The organism is Nonomuraea sp. NPDC049309 (assembly GCF_043196965.1).
Lineage (GTDB): Bacteria > Actinomycetota > Actinomycetes > Streptosporangiales > Streptosporangiaceae > Nonomuraea > Nonomuraea fastidiosa.
On sequence record NZ_JBICSH010000001.1, the window covers coordinates 2,702,955 to 2,719,210 of the forward strand.

At 71.3% G+C, this 16,256-nt stretch carries 12 protein-coding genes; 4 read left to right on the forward strand and 8 right to left on the reverse strand.

Going from position 1 to position 16,256, the window contains the following annotated elements:
* Positions 1–127: 127 nt before the first annotated feature.
* Together rpoD and dnaG are read right to left on the reverse strand one after the other, a co-directional pair.
* Positions 128–1,231, reverse strand: a complete 1,104-nt coding sequence (gene rpoD / locus ACGFIM_RS11960; protein WP_378787175.1) for an RNA polymerase sigma factor RpoD — start codon at positions 1,229–1,231, stop codon at positions 128–130.
* Positions 1,232–2,130: 899 nt separating this feature from the next.
* On the reverse strand, positions 2,131–3,972 hold the full coding sequence (gene dnaG, locus ACGFIM_RS11965) for a DNA primase (protein WP_393198618.1): 1,842 nt from the start codon (positions 3,970–3,972) through the stop codon (positions 2,131–2,133).
* Positions 3,973–4,180: 208 nt separating this feature from the next.
* Here dnaG and ACGFIM_RS11970 point away from each other — a divergent pair, with 208 nt between their 5' ends.
* Positions 4,181–5,146: a M23 family metallopeptidase gene (locus ACGFIM_RS11970; protein WP_393198621.1), complete on the forward strand. Its 966-nt coding sequence runs from the start codon at positions 4,181–4,183 to the stop codon at positions 5,144–5,146.
* A 129-nt stretch (positions 5,147–5,275) separates the two neighbouring features.
* Here the strand turns inward: ACGFIM_RS11970 and ACGFIM_RS11975 are convergent, their stop codons facing one another.
* Positions 5,276–6,496, reverse strand: coding sequence for a deoxyguanosinetriphosphate triphosphohydrolase (locus ACGFIM_RS11975; protein ID WP_393198624.1), 1,221 nt, complete (start codon positions 6,494–6,496; stop codon positions 5,276–5,278).
* Positions 6,497–6,576: 80 nt separating this feature from the next.
* Here ACGFIM_RS11975 and ACGFIM_RS11980 point away from each other — a divergent pair, with 80 nt between their 5' ends.
* From ACGFIM_RS11980 to ACGFIM_RS11990, 3 genes are all read left to right on the forward strand, one after another.
* Complete coding sequence (locus ACGFIM_RS11980) at positions 6,577–8,076, forward strand: M48 family metallopeptidase (protein ID WP_393198627.1); 1,500 nt, start codon at positions 6,577–6,579, stop codon at positions 8,074–8,076.
* Positions 8,077–8,269: 193 nt separating this feature from the next.
* A complete protein-coding gene (locus ACGFIM_RS11985) occupies positions 8,270–8,950 on the forward strand; it encodes a protein-L-isoaspartate O-methyltransferase (protein ID WP_393198630.1) in 681 nt (226 codons plus the stop codon).
* Between the two features lie 233 nt (positions 8,951–9,183).
* Positions 9,184–9,726 (forward strand): GNAT family N-acetyltransferase, encoded by a 543-nt coding sequence (locus tag ACGFIM_RS11990; protein WP_393198633.1) that lies wholly within the window; start codon positions 9,184–9,186, stop codon positions 9,724–9,726.
* 15 nt (positions 9,727–9,741) lie between these two features.
* Here the strand turns inward: ACGFIM_RS11990 and ACGFIM_RS11995 are convergent, their stop codons facing one another.
* The 5 genes from ACGFIM_RS11995 to ACGFIM_RS12015 all read right to left on the reverse strand — a co-directional run bounded on the left by ACGFIM_RS11995 (position 9,742) and on the right by ACGFIM_RS12015 (position 16,141).
* On the reverse strand, positions 9,742–9,984 hold the full coding sequence (locus ACGFIM_RS11995) for a hypothetical protein (protein WP_393198636.1): 243 nt from the start codon (positions 9,982–9,984) through the stop codon (positions 9,742–9,744).
* Between the two features lie 544 nt (positions 9,985–10,528).
* A complete protein-coding gene (gene ppdK, locus ACGFIM_RS12000) occupies positions 10,529–13,165 on the reverse strand; it encodes a pyruvate, phosphate dikinase (RefSeq protein ID WP_393198639.1) in 2,637 nt (878 codons plus the stop codon).
* 385 nt (positions 13,166–13,550) lie between these two features.
* On the reverse strand, positions 13,551–14,732 hold the full coding sequence (locus ACGFIM_RS12005) for an ATP-binding protein (protein ID WP_393198642.1): 1,182 nt from the start codon (positions 14,730–14,732) through the stop codon (positions 13,551–13,553).
* Entirely contained in the window at positions 14,729–15,397 is a 669-nt protein-coding gene (locus tag ACGFIM_RS12010) for a response regulator transcription factor (RefSeq protein ID WP_393198645.1), read from the reverse strand. Before ACGFIM_RS12010 ends, ACGFIM_RS12005 begins: the two co-directional genes overlap by 4 nt.
* A gap of 24 nt (positions 15,398–15,421) precedes the next feature.
* Positions 15,422–16,141 carry a S1C family serine protease gene (locus tag ACGFIM_RS12015; RefSeq protein WP_393198648.1) on the reverse strand — a complete coding sequence of 240 codons (720 nt, stop codon included), beginning with the start codon at positions 16,139–16,141 and terminating at the stop codon, positions 15,422–15,424.
* Positions 16,142–16,256 lie beyond the last annotated feature (115 nt).

Below are 16,256 nucleotides of genomic sequence, written 5' to 3' on the forward strand. Positions count from 1 at the left end.
CGGTCGCGGTTCTCCCGAACCGCCCTCCCGCACCGCGGCGCTCGCGATCCTCGCAAGCCCGCCACGACGGCGACCGGTCGCGGGCAGCGGAAAGGGGACGGCCGTGGCCGTCCCCCGTCACACCTGCTCAGTCCAGGTAGTCCCGCAGCATCTGCGCGCGCGTCGGGTGGCGCAGCTTGGCCAGCGTCTTCGACTCGATCTGGCGGATGCGCTCCCGCGTGACGCCGAACTCCCTGCCCACCTCCTCCAGGGTGCGCGGATGCCCGTCGGCCAGGCCGAAGCGGAGCTGGATGATGCGCTGCTCCCGGTCGGAGAGCGTGGCGAGGATGTCGTCGAGCTGGTCCTGCAGCATGATGAAGGCCGCGGCCTCCATCGGCACGACCGCGTCGGCGTCCTCGATGAAGTCACCGAGGTCGGAGTCCTCCTCGCCGATCGGCGACTGCAGCGACACGGGCTCCTGGGCGATGCGCTGGATCTCGACCACCCGATCGACCGGGAGGTCCATCTCCTTGGCGATCTCCTCGGGCACCGGCTCGCGACCGAGATCCTGGTGCAGCTGGCGTTGCACTCTGACCAGCTTGTTGATGGTCTCCACCATGTGGACGGGGATGCGGATGGTCCGCGCCTGGTCCGCGATGGCCCGGGTGATCGCCTGACGGATCCACCATGTGGCGTACGTGGAGAACTTGTAGCCCTTGGTGTAGTCGAACTTCTCGACCGCCCGGATCAGACCGAGGTTGCCCTCCTGGATCAGGTCCAGGAACAGCATCCCGCGGCCCACGTACCGCTTGGCGATGGACACCACGAGCCTGAGGTTGGCCTCGATCAGCCGCTGTTTGGCCCGCGTGCCCTGCCAGACCAGCTCCCTGAACTCAGGGAAGGCCAGAGGCGAGACCCCGTTCGCCAGCTTGTCCTCGGCGAACAGGCCGGCTTCGATCGACTTGGCGAGCTCCACCTCCTCCTCAGCGGTCAGCAGGGGCACCCGGCCGATCTCCCGCAGGTAGATACGGACGAGATCGCTGGTCGGCGCCCGCTTGCCTACGTCCTCCTCATCGGCGCGGGTGGATTCCTCGTCGCCCTGTGGCTCGAGGACCTCCACGCCGTTCTCGGCGAGCATGCGCACGACGCGTTCCAGCGCGTCGGACGGCAGCTCGGATCGGTCAAGCGCGGCTGCGACGTCATCGACGGTTACGCTCCCGCGCTCCCTTCCCTTCGCGACGAGGTCCGCCACCTGATCTACGGATGGCGGTCCACTTGGCAGCACCGATGCACCCACGAAGGACAGTCTGCAGTATTGGTTCCATCAAATGGCAGACCCATTTTTGTCACCGAAGGTAAGGCGATCGTCTTTGCCGGATTGAGATCGCAATAAGGTTTGGCCCGAGTTTGATCAGGAAAGTAAAGTCAATTACGCGGTCTGGGAATCACGCGCCCGGCGACGACGTCTGGCCGGACGCATCTCTTTCGCTGCCTTCTTCCCGTTGCGCGCCCGCTTTGTCCGGCATTGGACCGCGCCAAGTTCCCTGGTCGACCACCCGGTTTCACGGTCTGGCCCGCTGCGAAACTGTTACCTGAGCGACGGCTCAGAACACCGTTCAATCACCCCGAATCCGTGCGCGGGACGGCTCAGCAGCCTGGGGAGCCCTCACTGCGATCGCACCCGGCCGCACCCGACCGGAACGGGGTGCGGCCGTGCGCGCTCCATCGGCCGCACCGCGCCACCGGCCACCCCGCGCAGCGCGGGCAGGGCCGGCCCAGCCGGCCGCGACACCACCGCACAGCGCGGCGAGATGCCCGCCTGCGCCCGCCCGTCGCCCGGCCCGCGAGCCAGCCCTACCCGCCCACAGGACGGCGTCGAGCAGGCCCCTCATCTGACACATGAGGGCCGACGAGCCGACCCCTCATCTCACACAGGACGGCCGACAAGCCGACCCCTCATCCGCCCATAGGACGCTCTGACACAGGAGGGCCGACAAGCCGACCCCTCATCTCACACAGGGCGGCCGTGGAGCCGACCCCTCATCCGCCCAGGACGGCCGGTGAGCGGGCCCCTCATCTGACCGCAGGACGGCCGCACAGGCCGCGAGCAGCCGGCGCCGGAGACCGGGGGGACGTGGGCGGCCGGGGCGGTCAGCCGCCGGCGAGGCGGTCGCGGAGGACGCGGCGGCGCTGCTCCAGCGCGACCAGTTCGCCGAACAGCTTGTTGTACTCCTGCTGCTCCTCGACCGGGTTGAGCCGCTGGATGCGGGACTTGACCTGAGCGATGGCGCGGTCGACGGGCATGGCCTCGGCGGCGGCCAGGATGTCGCTCGCGTAGCGCTCCTCGGCGTGGGCGTCGGCGTGGATGGGCTCGACGGCGAACCGGGTGACGAGCGTCCGGGTGCCCTCCTCGTGGGCGTGCTCCATGAGCCGGTCGACCCACTCGCGCCCGCCGTGGCCGGCCGAGACGACGCCGCCCGCGGCCATGATGACGCGGTGGAGCGCCGCGTGCTCGGGCGTGGTGAACGCGTCGGCCTCCAGCGCGTCGAAGCGCGGCCCGAGCAGCGCGGGCCGCTGCACGGCGAGCTTGAGCAGCTCGCCTTCGACCCGCACGCTCGGGTCGACGGGCGCCGCCTGGGGCGCGCGCCTGCGGCGGCCGTGCTGGGCGCCGGAGGCCCCGGAGATGCGCTGCATGACGAAGCGCTCGTCCATGAACCCGAGCCAGCGGTCGAGGTCGATGGCGTAGCGCTTGCGCAGCCCGGCGTCCTTGATGCCGGCCACGATGGGCGCGGCGGCGTCGAGTGCGGCGATCTTGCCTTCGTTGCTGCGCAGGTCGTAGCGGGAGATCGTGCTCCTGATCGCGAACTGAAAGAGCGGCTCGCGGCTCGCGATGAGGTCGCGCACGGCGGCGTCGCCCTGCTTGACGCGCAGGTCGCACGGGTCGAGCCCGTCGCTTTGCACCGCGACGTACGTCTGCGTGACGAATTTCTGCTCGTCGGCGAACGCCCGCAGCGCCGCCTTTTGGCCCGCCTCGTCGCCGTCGAAAGTGAAGATCACCTCACCGCGGAACTCGGCCTGGTCGAGCAGGAAACGCCGCAGAACCTTGATGTGCTCTTCGCCGAACGAGGTGCCGCACGTGGCCACGGCGGTGGGCACGCCGGCGAGATGGCAGGCCATCACATCGGTGTAGCCCTCGACGATCACGGCCTGCGCGCGCTTGGAGATCTCGCGCTTTGCAAGATCGATTCCATAAAGGACCTGGCTCTTCTTGTAAAGCGGCGAGTCAGGCGTATTGAGATATTTCGGGCCATCGTCGGAATCGAGCAACTTACGTGCACCGAAACCGATCACATCGCCCGTGGCGTCCCGGATCGGCCAGATCAGCCGGCCCCTGAACCGGTCGATGGGCCCGCGCCTGCCCTCCCTGGCCAGGCCGCCCTTCACCAGCTCGTCGACGGTGAACCCGCGGCCCAGCAGGTGGCGGCTCAGCGCCTCCCACTCGGCCGGCGCGTACCCGACACCGAACTTCTCGGCGTCGGCCCGCTCGAAGCCGCGCTCGGACAGGAAGCGCCGCCCGGGAGCCGCCTCGGGGCTCATCAGCTTCTCGGCGTAGAACTCGGCGGCGATGCGGTGGGCCTCGATGAGACGGGCGCGCTCGCCGTGGTCGCGCCTGGGGACGTAGCCGCCCTGCTCGTACTGGAGCTGGATGCCGGCCCGCTGGGCCAGCCGCTCGACGGCCTCCGTGAACGACAGGTGCTCGATCTTCTCGACGAACGTGATCACGTCGCCGCCCTCGCCGCAGCCGAAGCAGAAGAACATGCCCCGCTCGGGCGTGACGTTGAACGACGGCGTCTTCTCGTCGTGGAACGGGCACAAGCCCTTGAGGTTGCCGCCCCCGGCGTTGCGCAACTGGATGTGCTCGCCGATCACATCGGCGATGGGAGAGCGCTCGCGCACGAGCGCGATGTCGACGTCACGGATCCGGCCAGCCACGCCGGGAAGTCTATTCCGCCCCACCGACGGTTCCGCCCCGCGCGGGCGTCACCGGCATCAGAGGTCTCGGGTGTTCACGGCGCGGGAAAGGGGGAGGTAGCGGAGGGTCACCACGCGGCTGCGAAAGGGAGAAAGCGGCAATGCGGGGGCTCCCGGTCGGCTACAAAGGTAAAGGTTGTCGGTGGAAACGGTGACACGGGTGGAGAACATGCGATCGGGGCTTATCGGACGTTGGGCGGCCGTCACGGGCGCCGTGCTGCTGACCGGTGCCTGCACCCAGGCCACGGGCCTCGCTGGAGTCGGCGTGGGCCGCTCGGCCACGCCTCCCGCCACCGTTCCCGCGTCGGGCCCCGCGGGCGGGACGGCGGCTGATCCGACCACTGATCCGGCCGCTGAGCCGACCACTGAGCCGACCACTGAGCCGACGCCCTCCGCGAGCCCCGCCCCCACGCCGGAGCGCCAGGCCGCCGAGCGGCCCAAGGGCGACGACCCGGTCAAGGTGCCGCCGCCGAAGCTGTCGAAGTACACCTACACCTTCCCGGTGAAGGGCTGTAAGGTCAGCTACCAGCGCAAACTGCTGGTGCTGCCCAAGACGACGATCTGGGCCAAGGAGGGCTGCTCGTTCGTGGCGCCCGTGGACGGCGTGGTCGACGAGGTCAACCTCACCGACACCTGGTCGCCCGCCACGGACGCGGGTGCGGCACGCGAAGGCAGGTTCGTCACGATCATCGGGGTCGACGGCGTGCGCTACCTCGGCGGCCACCTCTCCTCCGTCGCCGACGGGATCAAGCCCGGCACGAAGGTCAAGGGCGGCCAGGTGCTGGGGAAGGTGGGCAGGTCGGGCAACGCCCGCGACACCGGGCCCAACCTCTACTTCGCGATCTCGTGGAAGACCGGACCCGCCTACTGGTGGGTGCGCAGGGGCATGGTCAAGCCGTGGGACTACCTCGACGCCTGGCGTAAGGGCAACCGCACGCTCTCGCCCCGCGAGGAGACGCTGAAGCTGCGCAAGAAGCTGGGCGAGACCCCGGCCTGCACCGTGCAGTGCACCGGCAAGGTGGTGGTGGCGCCGGTGCAGACGACGTCGAGCACCCCGAAGCCGACGCGCAAGCCCCAGAAGCAGAAGCCGCGCGAGGAGGAGATCGCCACGCTCAACCCGACGGCCGCTTCTTGAGGCGGACGGCCGTCCGAGCCTCGCGCGGTCAGCGCGAAAGGCGCCGGCGCGAGGCGACCGGCCAGAGCGGTGAGCGTGGAAGGCGGCGGCCAGAGCGGTCAGGCGGCGCGAGGGCGACGGCCTGTGCGGTCAGCGTGAGAGGCGGCGGTGCCAGGCGACGGCCGAGGTGTCGGTGAGCGAGGCGATCTGGTCGATCACCACGCGCACGCGTGCGGGGTCGTCCGGCGCCTCGATGAACGCGGGCCGGAACGCGGGCTCCAGCGTGTCCGGCGCCCCCAGCATGATCAGGGAGGCCAGCTCGGTGATGAGGTCGCGCTGCCTGGCCTGGGTGGCGTGGTGGTCCTCGGTGGCCATCACGTAGTGCGCGGTCACGCCCTTGAGCAGCGCGCACTCCAGCCGGGTGGCGCGCGGCACGACGAGGTCGGCGCGGTGCCGCGCGCCGTGCACCTCCTTGGTGGCGGCCTGCGCGGAGCGGCAGAAGCGGCCGATGAGCCCGCTGGTCAGTGCCTTCAGCCCGGCCAGGTCGGCGAGCGTGGCGTCGAAGCGGCTGGGCCACAGCGGGTCGTCGATCAGCCTGGCGAAGACCTCCTCCAGCTCGTTGAGGTCGGCGCCGGGCGCGTACCAGGTGCGGGTGGTCGCGCAGACGTCGGCGCGCTCCTGCCGCGACCGCAGCGCCTCGGGGGTGACGTGGCCTGAGTGCAGGGCGTCCTCAAGGTCGTGTACGGAGTAGGCGACGTCGTCGGCCCAGTCCATGATCTGCGCCTCGAAGCTCACCTTGCCGTCGGGCGCGCCCTGCCTGATCCACTCGAACACCGGCAGGTCGTCCTGGTAGACGCCGAACTTGGGGGACTTGTCGCACGTCCAGGGATATTTGATGGAGGCGTCGAGCGCGGCGCGGGTGAGGTTGAGCCCGGCGCTGCGGCCGTCCTCGGTGAGCACCTTGGCCTCCAGCCTGGTGAGCAGGCGCAGGCTCTGCGCGTTGCCCTCGAAGCCGCCGCATGAGGCGGCGAGCGCGTTGAGCGCGACCTCTCCGTTGTGCCCGAACGGCGGGTGCCCGAGGTCGTGCGCCAGGCAGGCGGTCTCCACCAGGTCGGGATCGACGCCGAGCGTGGCGCCCATCTCGCGGCCCACCTGGGCGCATTCGAGGGAGTGGGTGAGGCGGGTGCGCGGAATGTGCTGTCCGCCGCCGAGCGTCTCGCCGGGGCCGACGACCTGCGTCTTGGCGGCCAGCCTGCGCAGGGCGGCGCTGTGCAGCACGCGAGCTCTGTCCCGTTCGAAGGCGGAACGCTCGGGATTGCCGGGTGGCTCGGGAACCCAACGCTCCTGGTCGTGCTCGTTGTAGTACGCCATGTGTGCGGTGATTTTCTCCAGTTTCCTCTCTCCGCTAGTGTCAAGCCTCGCGAGAACCCCTTCCCTGGGAGCCCTCCCCCATGACGACAGCATTCCGAGCGGTGTTGGCCTTCACCCTGCTCGCCGGCTTCTACGTGCTGGTCGGCCTCATTCTGGCAGCAGCCGTCTTCTTCGACGTGCTGCTCGTCACGGACTTCCACGCCAATCTGGTCAAGTTCGCGCTCGTGCTGACGCTGGCCGCGGGCGCTCTCGTACGCGCGCTGGTGATGGTCAGCCGCCGCCAGGGGGGCGAGCAGCCGGGCGTGGCGGTGGGCCGCGAGCACGAGCCGGTGCTGTGGCAGACGGTCGAGGAGCTGGCCCAGCGCGTCCGTACGGCCCCGCCGGACGAGATCCGGCTGGTCCCCGAGGTCAACGCGGCGGTCTCAGAGGACACCAAGTTCCTCGGCATGAAGGCGACCAAGCGGCGGATGTTCATCGGCCTGCCGCTGCTGCAGACGCTCACCGTGGACGAGCTGCGCGCGGTGCTCGGCCACGAGCTCGGCCACTACAGCGGCGCGCACACCCGGCTGGGCGCGCCGGTCTACCGCGGCAGGGTCTCGCTGATCGCGACCGTCCAGGGGCTGCAGAACCACCCGTTCGTCCAGCGCCTGTTCACCTGGTACGCCAAGCTCTACCTGCGCATCTCCCAGGCCGTCTCGCGCAAGCAGGAGCTGGAGGCCGACAGGTTCGCGGTGGCGATCGGCGGCCGGCAGGCCATGGCGGGCGCGCTGCGCAAGATCCACGCGACGGCGGCGGGCTGGCAGCTGTACGCCGAGAACTACCTCGTCCTGACCGGGGCGGGCGGCGTCAGGCCGGCGTCGGTGTTCGGCGGGTTCCACGCGCTGATGAGCGACCCCGAGCGGCAGGCGCAGATCGCCAAGCTGGCCGAGCAGCCCGAGGAGGTCTCGCCGTACGACTCCCACCCGAGCCTGGCCGAGCGCCTCGCGGCCATCGAGCACCTGCCCGAGCCGCAGCAGGTGCCGGACCCGCGCTCGGCGCTGACGCTGCTCGTCGATCCCAACGTGGCGGTGCAGGCCGTCGAGCAGGCGATGTGGAGCCAGGAGGCGCTGGCGACGCTGCGCCCGGTGCCGTGGGAGGAGCTGGTCGCGCAGGGCATGTACGCCGCGCGCAACGCCGAGGCCCTGCACGACCTCGCGATCGCGGGCCAGCAGGTGATGGGGGCCTCGCGGCCCTACCTGGACGCGGCCTTCGAGGCGATCGCCCGCGGGCGGCAGGCCGAGCTGGAGGCCAAGCTGCTCGAACAGGGCTGGAACCCGTCGCCGACGCTCCTCGCCGGCGTGCTCGGCCAGGCGCTGGAGGCGGTGCTGATCCAGCTCGGCCAGGCCAAGTGGACGCTGTCGTGGTCGGGGCCCGCGCGGCTGCTCTACGACGACGGCGAGGAGGTGGCGCTGGCCGAGTACGCCGCCCAGGTCGCGGCCAACCCGGCGGCGGTGCCGGGGCTGCGGCAGTGGCTCGGCGATCACGGCATGCGCCACGACTACGTGCCGATCGAGGAGCCCCGCCCGGCCGCCCTGCACTGACCCGCAGACCCGCCGCGCCGCCTCACCGCACCGGCCCCGGCAGCGGCCCGATGACGGCCCCGGTGGCCCCCCGCATCCGGTGCGACACCGGACCTCGACGGAGATCGCCCCGAAAAATCGCCGATCCCTTGCCAGGTCGCGATGCGTGGCCTTACGGTCACCGTTAGCATACGGACGGCCTGGAGGAGGCCATGTGAGCAGGCAGGACGGCGGGGCCCGGGCGATGCTTCCGCACATCGCCTGGCGCCTGGAGGAGATGCTCGCGGCCATCGCCGAGCGCCGGCCGCGCGCGACGGGCGCGATCGAGCAGGCGCTGCGCAAGGTGCCGCGCCACTGGTTCGTTCCCTCGCGCGGGCTGGTCCTCGAAGACGACGGCGCGCGGCCGATCGACCGCGACGGCGACCCGACCGCCTGGTGGGACGCCGTCTACTCCGGACGGCCGATCGCCACGCCGAGCGCCCAGGGCCCGAGCTCCTATCGCTGCGTGATGCTCGCCCCGAGCTGTGTCGTCGACCTGCTCGAGCTGCTCGATCCGCAGCCCGGCCAGCGGATCCTGGAGGTGGGCACGGGCAGCGGCTGGATCACCGCGCTGCTGTGCCGGCTGACGGGCGAGTCGGGCAGCGTGACGTCGGTCGAGGGAGACGCGACGGTGGCCGAGGAGGCGTGGCGGAACCTCGTGGCCGCCGGGGTGCGCCCGCACCTGATCGTCGGTGACCCGGCGCGCGGGTGCCCGGAGCGGGCGCCGTACGATCGGGTGCTCGCGCCGTCCGTCATGCCCGACACGTGGGTGTCGCAGGCGCGGCCGGGCGCGGTGATCGTCGGCGGGAACGACCGGGCGGCGATGCGGCTCGTGGTCCCCTCGGCCGACACCTGACATCAGCGGGGACTCGCGGCGAAAGCGACTCCGGCACCGCCGCCTCCGAGGTGCACCGCGTCCGGCTGGACGCAGACCCGCGCAGGTGGCAGGCGGGCGGCACCGCCCCGATCGACCGGACGGCCACCGCGAGCCGGCCCCGGCGATGCCGCGCGGCCGCCCTCCTGTCCTGAGGGCGGCCGGCCGGATTTATTCGGTTGACCGCGCGTGCGGCCGGTCATGACGATGTCCGGGTGCGGATCGACTACCAGAGGCTGGCTCCCGAGGACACCGAGGCGCTGGTCGAGTTCCTGCTGGCCGACCCCTGGCCGTTTCACGCCGGGGTGCAGAACGCCGATGCGATCAGGCAGCGGGTCGCGTCCGGCGTCTACGACGACGCCGACAACCGGACGTTCTGGCAGCTCGCCGACGGCGAGCGGGCCGGCCTGATCCGGCTGACCGACCTCACCGACCCCACGCCCATGTTCGATCTGCGGATCAGCTCCAAGTGGCGTGGGCGCGGGCTGGGCAAGGCGGCGGTGCGCTGGCTGACGGAGTACCTGTTCAACGAGTTCCCCGAGATCCGGCGAGTGGAGGGGCAGACCCGCCGGGACAACGCGGCGATGCGGGCCGTCTTCCGCGCCTGCGCCTACGTCAAGGAGGCCCACTACCGCGAGGCCTGGCCGGGGCCCGACGGGTCGGTCCACGACTGCATCGCGTACGCGATCCTGCGCCGCGACTGGGAGACCGGCACGACGACGCCCGTCGCCTGGGACGACGAGCCCGCGCGGCCGTGACCCCCTGCGGCCCGCTCAGTCCGCGTCGACGTCGTCGAGCAGCCTGAGCAGCCGCGACAGCACCCGCAGGCAGGCGTCGGCCTCGGCCTCGGTCAGGTCGGCGCCTGCCCGGCTCAGCACCGCGCGTTCGCGTGCGATCACCGCGTCGATGGCGGCCCGCCCCGCCCGGCCGCCACCTGTCGCCTCGACCACCGCTCGCACTCCCGAGATGGCACCTCGGTTGTCACGTGCGGGCGACGACGACAACTCGGTTGTCATGATGGGACCTGTTCTGGATCGGGCGCGGCACCGGCATGCCCGCCGCCCTGCTCCACCGCCTCGGCGCGGGACCGGCCGTGTCTGTCGGACCTCCATGGGGGCGGGACTCGCGCGCTCGGCTCCCCCGGCTCTATCGCGATGACCGCACGCCTCGCCACACGGTCGCCGTCGGCCCCTCGGTGACGATCGGGGACCCCGGCCACTCCCCCGGCTGTAACGACCGCTCGCGGCCAGGCCGAGCTCTTCGGGGAGAAAAGGCGGCGCAAGCCGGGCTGACCTTGCGGGGAAGCGGCGGCGCAGGCCGGGCTGAGGCCTTCGGGGGAAGTGGGCAGTGCAGGCCCGGGCCGGGCTGCTGAAGGGGTCGGGCGATCGGCCGGGTTCTTGAGAAGGGGGCGCGTTCCCAGTCAGGCTGCGCTCGGCCCCAAGGGGGTGGTTGCCGGGCCGGGCTTTCTGGGGGTGCGGGGCGGCTCTGGGGACGGGGATCGGGTTCCGGAGGGGAGGGCGTCGGCGCCCGCCAGGGAGCCGGGCGCCGACGCCGGCGGGCTCAGCGGGTGTCGGAGTCGTTCCCGGACAGCGCCGCGCGCCCCGCCTCCAGCCGCGCCACCGGGATGCGGAACGGCGAGCAGGAGACGTAGTCGAGGCCCGCGTCGTGGCAGAAGTGCACCGAGGCGGGGTCGCCGCCGTGCTCACCGCAGATGCCGAGGTGCAGATCCGGCCGGGCGGCCCGGCCCTCGGCGACGGCGATCTCGATGAGCCTCCCGACGCCGTCCCTGTCGATGCTCTCGAACGGCGACACCCCGAAGATGCCGAGGTCGAGGTAGCGGTGGAAGAACGACGACTCGACGTCGTCGCGGGAGAAGCCCCACGTCATCTGGGTCAGGTCGTTGGTGCCGAAGGAGAAGAACTCGGCGGACTCGGCGATCTGGCCCGCGGTGAGCGCCGCCCTCGGCACTTCGATCATGGTGCCGATGAGCGCGTCCACGCCGGTCTCCGCGAGGATCTTGACGGCCTCCTCCCGTACGGACTCCAGCTCCTGGACGGTCGCCACCAGCGGAATCATGATCTCGGGACGCGCGCCCGGCACCTCCTTGGCGGCCTGGGCGATGGCCCTGACCTGCATCGCGAACAGGCCGGGGATGACCAGGCCGAGGCGGACGCCGCGCAGGCCGAGCATCGGGTTCTGCTCGTGCAGGCGCTTGACGGCGCTGAGCAGGCGGCGGTCCTTCTCGGTGGCCTCCTGGGTGGCGGCCTTGACCGACAGCTCCACCAGGTCGGGCAGGAACTCGTGCAGCGGCGGGTCGATGAGCCTGATGGTCACGGGTGCGCCGTCCATGGCGCGGAAGATGCCGATGAAGTCGGCCTTCTGCAGCGGTTCCAGCGCGTCGAGCGCGGCCTGGCGCTCCTCGTCGGTGGTGGCGAGCACCAGGTCCTCCACGAGCTGCCTGCGCTCGCCGAGGAACATGTGCTCGGTGCGGCACAGCCCGATGCCCTGGGCGCCGAAGCGGCGGGCGCGGGCGGCGTCCTCGGGGGTGTCGGCGTTGGCGCGCACCCGGAGCCTGCGGGCGGCGTCGGCGTGCCGCATGATGCGGTCCACCGCCTTCACCAGCTCGTCGGCGGGCTCCGCGACGCCCTCGAAGTACTCGACCACGGCCGACGGCACGACCGGCACCTCACCGAGGAACACCTCGCCGGTGGTGCCGTCGATGGAGATGACGTCGCCTTCCGAGACCACCACGCCGCCGGGGGCGGTGAAGCGCCGCTCGGCGGTCTGCACCTCCAGTTCCTCGGCCCCGCACACGCACGTCTTGCCCATGCCGCGGGCCACCACGGCGGCGTGCGAGGTCTTGCCGCCGCGGCTGGTCAGGATGCCCTTGGCGGCGATCATGCCGGACAGGTCGTCGGGGTTGGTCTCGCGGCGCACCAGAATGACGTCCTCGCCCTGCCCGGCCAGCTCGACGGCGCGCTCGGACGAGAAGACCGCCTTGCCGACCGCGGCGCCGGGAGAGGCGTTCATGCCCTTGGCGATCCGCTTCTTCTCCGCGCCGCCGTCGAAGCGGGGGAACATGAGCTGCGCGAGCTGGTCGCCGGTGACGCGGGTGACGGCCTCGTCCATCGTGATCAGGCCCTGGTCGACGAGCTGCGTGGCGATGCAGAACGCGGCCGCGGCCGTGCGCTTGCCCACCCGCGTCTGCAGCATCCACAGCTTGCCGCGCTCGATGGTGAACTCGATGTCGCACAGGTCCCGGTAGTGGTTCTCCAGCGTCTCCATGATGCCGAGGAGCTCGCGGTAGGAGTCCGGGTCGATGCGTTCGAGTTCCTGCAGGGGGATGGTGTTGCGGATGCCGGCCACCACGTCCTCGCCCTGGGCGTTCTGCAGGTAGTCGCCGTAGACGCCCTGCCGGCCCGAGCCGGGGTCGCGGGTGAAGGCGACGCCGGTGCCGGAGTCGTCGCCGTAGTTGCCGAAGACCATCGCCATGATGTTGACGGCGGTGCCGAGGTCGGCGGGGATGCGCTCCTGGCGGCGGTAGAGAATGGCGCGCGGCGCGTTCCATGAGTCGAAGACCGCCATGACGGCCAGGCGCATCTGCTCGCGCGGATCGGACGGGAAGTCCTTTCCCGTCTGCTCGCGCACAATGCCCTTGTACGTCTCCACCAGCCGCTGCAGCTCGCCCGCGTCGAGGTCGGTGTCCTGGCGGCGGCCTTTCAGCCTGTCGAGCGCGTTCTCGAACAGGTCGCCGTCGATGCCGAGCACGGTCTTGCCGAACATCTGGATGAGCCTGCGGTAGGAATCCCAGGCGAATCGCTCGTTGCCGCCCGACTGCTTGGCCAGGCCGTGCACCGACTCGTCGTTGAGCCCGATGTTGAGTACGGTCTCCATCATCCCGGGCATGGAGAACTTCGCCCCCGAACGTACGCTCACCAGCAGCGGGTCGTCGGGCTGGCCGAGCTTCCTGCCCATCCGGGACTCCAGCGCGGCGAGATGCTCGGCGACCTCCTCTTCCAGGCCGTCGGGCAGGGAGCCTTCCGCCAGGTAGTGGCGGCAGGCGTCGGTGGTGATCGTGAATCCGGGGGGAACGGGCAGCCCGAGGTTCGTCATTTCGGCGAGGTTGGCGCCCTTACCGCCGAGAAGATCTTTGAGATTCCTGTTGCCCTCGGTGAAATCGTAAACGTACTTGGCCACCACAGCTCCAATCGAACGCCTCTGAACCGGACTCTACCGGTGAAATTGATGATGAAACTGCACACCTCCGTTAAGTCATCGTTTGTGCTGGTAAACACGGTAGAACAGGTCTAATCCAATTTGAAGGGTCATAGCCGGAGAATTGGATTAGACCAATTGGTTTACACCAATTCTTGGGAAAGGCGAGTGGCGGATGAGAAACAGGTCACACCGGCTCTGGAAGCGCACCCGTACAAAGGCGCATGGACCTGCCTCGCATGTCAGGAACGCGCCGGCCGGCCCGGACCCGGGCGTGTCCGTACCCGCGAAAAGACCGGCGCGGGACCCTTGAGGTCGGGTCCCGCGCCGGTCCTGTCCCGTCTGGCGCCGCCGGTCCTGCCCCGTGTCACACCAGGGAGCGCGCCAGCGGGTTCGTCCCCGGAGGCGCGTCGCCGGCGCCCTCGCGGGGCGGCAGCCAGAGCACGAACGTGGCGCCCTGGCCGAGCCGGGAGAAGACCGCCACGCGCCCTCCGTGCGACTCCACGATCTGCCGGACGATCGCCAGCCCCAGCCCCGTGTGCCGGTCGCGGCGGCTGGACTCGCCGCGCCAGAACCGGTCGAACACCCGCTCCTGATCCGCCTCCCGCAGCCCGGGGCCGTCGTCGCGGACCGCCACCCACAACCAGCCGCCCATGCGGCCCGCGCCCACCCTGACCGTGCCGCCGCGCGGGGAGAAGCGGACGGCGTTCGACAGCAGGTTCGCCACCGCACGCCGCAGCGCGTCGGCGTCGCCGATCATGTCGAGCCCCCCGCCCAGCTCGCGGACGATCGTCACCTCGCGGGCCGCGGCGGGCGCGGCGTACTCCTCGCACGCCTCCCCCGCCACCGCCGCCAGGTCGAGATCGGTGTCCGCGAACGCCGTGCCCTGCCGCCTGGCCGTGGCCAGCAGGTCCTCCACCAGCGTCGTCATCCGGGTGGTCGCGCGGTCCACGATGGCCACCGCCCTGGCCCGCTCCTCCTCGCTGGCGTCGGGCGAGGCGAGCACGGCGTCCACGTTCGCCCTGATGATCGTCAGCGGGTTGCGCAGCTCGTGCGAGGCGTCGTCGATGAGCTGCCGTTGCGCGCTGAACGCCGCCTCCAGCCGGTCGAGCATCGTGTCGATGGTGTCGGCCAGGTCCTTCAGCTCGTCGCGCGGGCCGCGCAGCCTGATGCGCCGCTTCAGGTCGGTGGCCTGGATCTCCTCCGCCGTACGGGTGATCGAGCGCACCGGCCGCAGCACCCGGCCGGACAGCACCCAGCCGATGCCGAGGCTGGCGACGTACAGGCCGGCCAGGGTGAGCAGCGAGTACTCGCGCAGCGTCGCCAGCGTCGCGACGTTGACCGCGTTCTCGACCTCCTCCACGAACACCACTTCACGCTTGCCGAGGTACTGGTTGCCGCTGTAGGCCTTGGCGTACCGCGTCGTGATCGGCCGCTCCTGCGTCGTCTTCGACACGGCGAAATAGATGCCGCCGAGCACCAGCGCGGCCAGCACGAACAGCAGGCCCGAGTAGAGCACCGTCAAGCGGAAGCGGATGGTGTGGATCACGACACGGGCTCCTTGAGCCGGTAGCCCCGGCTGATCACGGTCTCGATCAGGCCGTCCTCCTGGAGCTTGCGCCGCAGGTTGCCGACCGTGACCCGGACGGTGTTGGTGAACGGGTCGGCGTGCTCGTCCCAGACGTGTTCCAGCAGCTCCTCCGTGGAGACGACGTGCCCGGGCCGGGTCATCAGGTAGTGCAGCACGCCGTACTCCTTGGGCGTGAGCGCCAGCGCCCGGCCGTTCAGCGTCACCTCGAGCCGGGCCGTGTCGATCCGCAGGCCGCCCACCTGGATCACCGACGTGCCGCCCGTGGTGTCCCTGCGCAGCAGCGCCCGTACCCTGGCCAGCAGCTCGGGGAACGCGAACGGCTTGACCAGGTAGTCGTCGGCGCCCTCGTCGAGGCCCCGTACCCGGTCGTCCAGCCGGTCGCGGGCGGTCACCATGATGATCCGCACGCCCTTGCCCGCGGCGCGCAGCGACCGGCACAGCTCGAACCCGTCGCCGCCTGGCAGGTTCAAGTCGAGCAGCACCAGGTCATAGCTGTTGACCTGCAGCTTCTCGTGGGCGGACGGGGCATCGTAGGCGACGTCCACGGCGTACCCGGCCCGGACCAGGCCGACGCGCATCGCGTCGACCAGGTCCTCTTCGTCCTCAACCACCAGCAGTCGCATACTTCGCACACTAATTTCGGATTCCTAGTTTCGGATGAGCCGTTCAGCGATCGGCGCCGCCCTGTCGATCGGGATGGCGAACCCGATGCCGATGTTGCCTCCGCCCCGGCCCGCCGCGATCGCCGTGTTCACGCCGACGACCTCGCCCCGGGCGTTCACCAGGGGGCCGCCCGAGTTGCCGGGGTTGATGGAGGCGTCGGTCTGCACCGCCGTACGGCGGGCGCCGCCGAGGCGTACCTCCCGGTCGAGGGCGCTGACGATGCCGGCCGTCACCGTGCCCGACAGGCCGAGCGGCGAGCCGATCGCCAGCACCTGGTCGCCCACCGACAGGCCGGACGAGCGGCCCAGCGTCGCCGACGTCAGCTCGCCCGGGTGGTCCACCTCCAGGACCGCCAGGTCCTCGTCGCCGTCCGCGCCCACCACCCTGGCCGTCAGCCGCCTGCCGTCGTTGAGCACCACCGTCACCTGGGTGCTGCCCGCGACCACGTGGGCGTTGGTGAGGATGTGGCCGCGGTCGTCCACCGCGAAGCCGGAGCCGCCCGCGGTGCGCGTCTCGATCGAGACCACGCTGGGCAGCACGCGGGCCGCCGTCGCGCTCAGCCCCGTCAAGGGCGCGGACGGCGCGGGCGCCACCCGCGGCAGCGCCGCCGGGGCGGCGGCCTCCTCCGCCGGCCGCGCCCCCGCCAGCGCTCCTGCGGCGCCACCCGCGGCGGCCCCCGCGAGCACCGCGACCAGCGCCACCACCGCCGGCCCCCGCCTCGGAGCCGCGGAGCCGGCCTGTCCCTCCGTCCCGGCCGCGCCTGCCCCGGCCGCCGAGCGGGCCGCCCACGACGGCGCGGTCCCGCCCGGTGGGCCTGCC

What these genes read in the sequence shown, in the direction of transcription:
- ACGFIM_RS12010 (WP_393198645.1), bottom strand. Translation starts at nt 15,397, where the DNA reads ATGCGACTGCTGGTGGTTGAGGACGAAGAGGACCTGGTCGACGCGATG.
- ACGFIM_RS11995 (WP_393198636.1), bottom strand. Translation starts at nt 9,984, where the DNA reads ATGACAACCGAGTTGTCGTCGTCGCCCGCACGTGACAACCGAGGTGCC.
- ACGFIM_RS11970 (WP_393198621.1), top strand. Translation starts at nt 4,181, where the DNA reads ATGCGATCGGGGCTTATCGGACGTTGGGCGGCCGTCACGGGCGCCGTG.
- ACGFIM_RS11980 (WP_393198627.1), top strand. Translation starts at nt 6,577, where the DNA reads ATGACGACAGCATTCCGAGCGGTGTTGGCCTTCACCCTGCTCGCCGGC.
- ACGFIM_RS11975 (WP_393198624.1), bottom strand. Translation starts at nt 6,496, where the DNA reads ATGGCGTACTACAACGAGCACGACCAGGAGCGTTGGGTTCCCGAGCCA.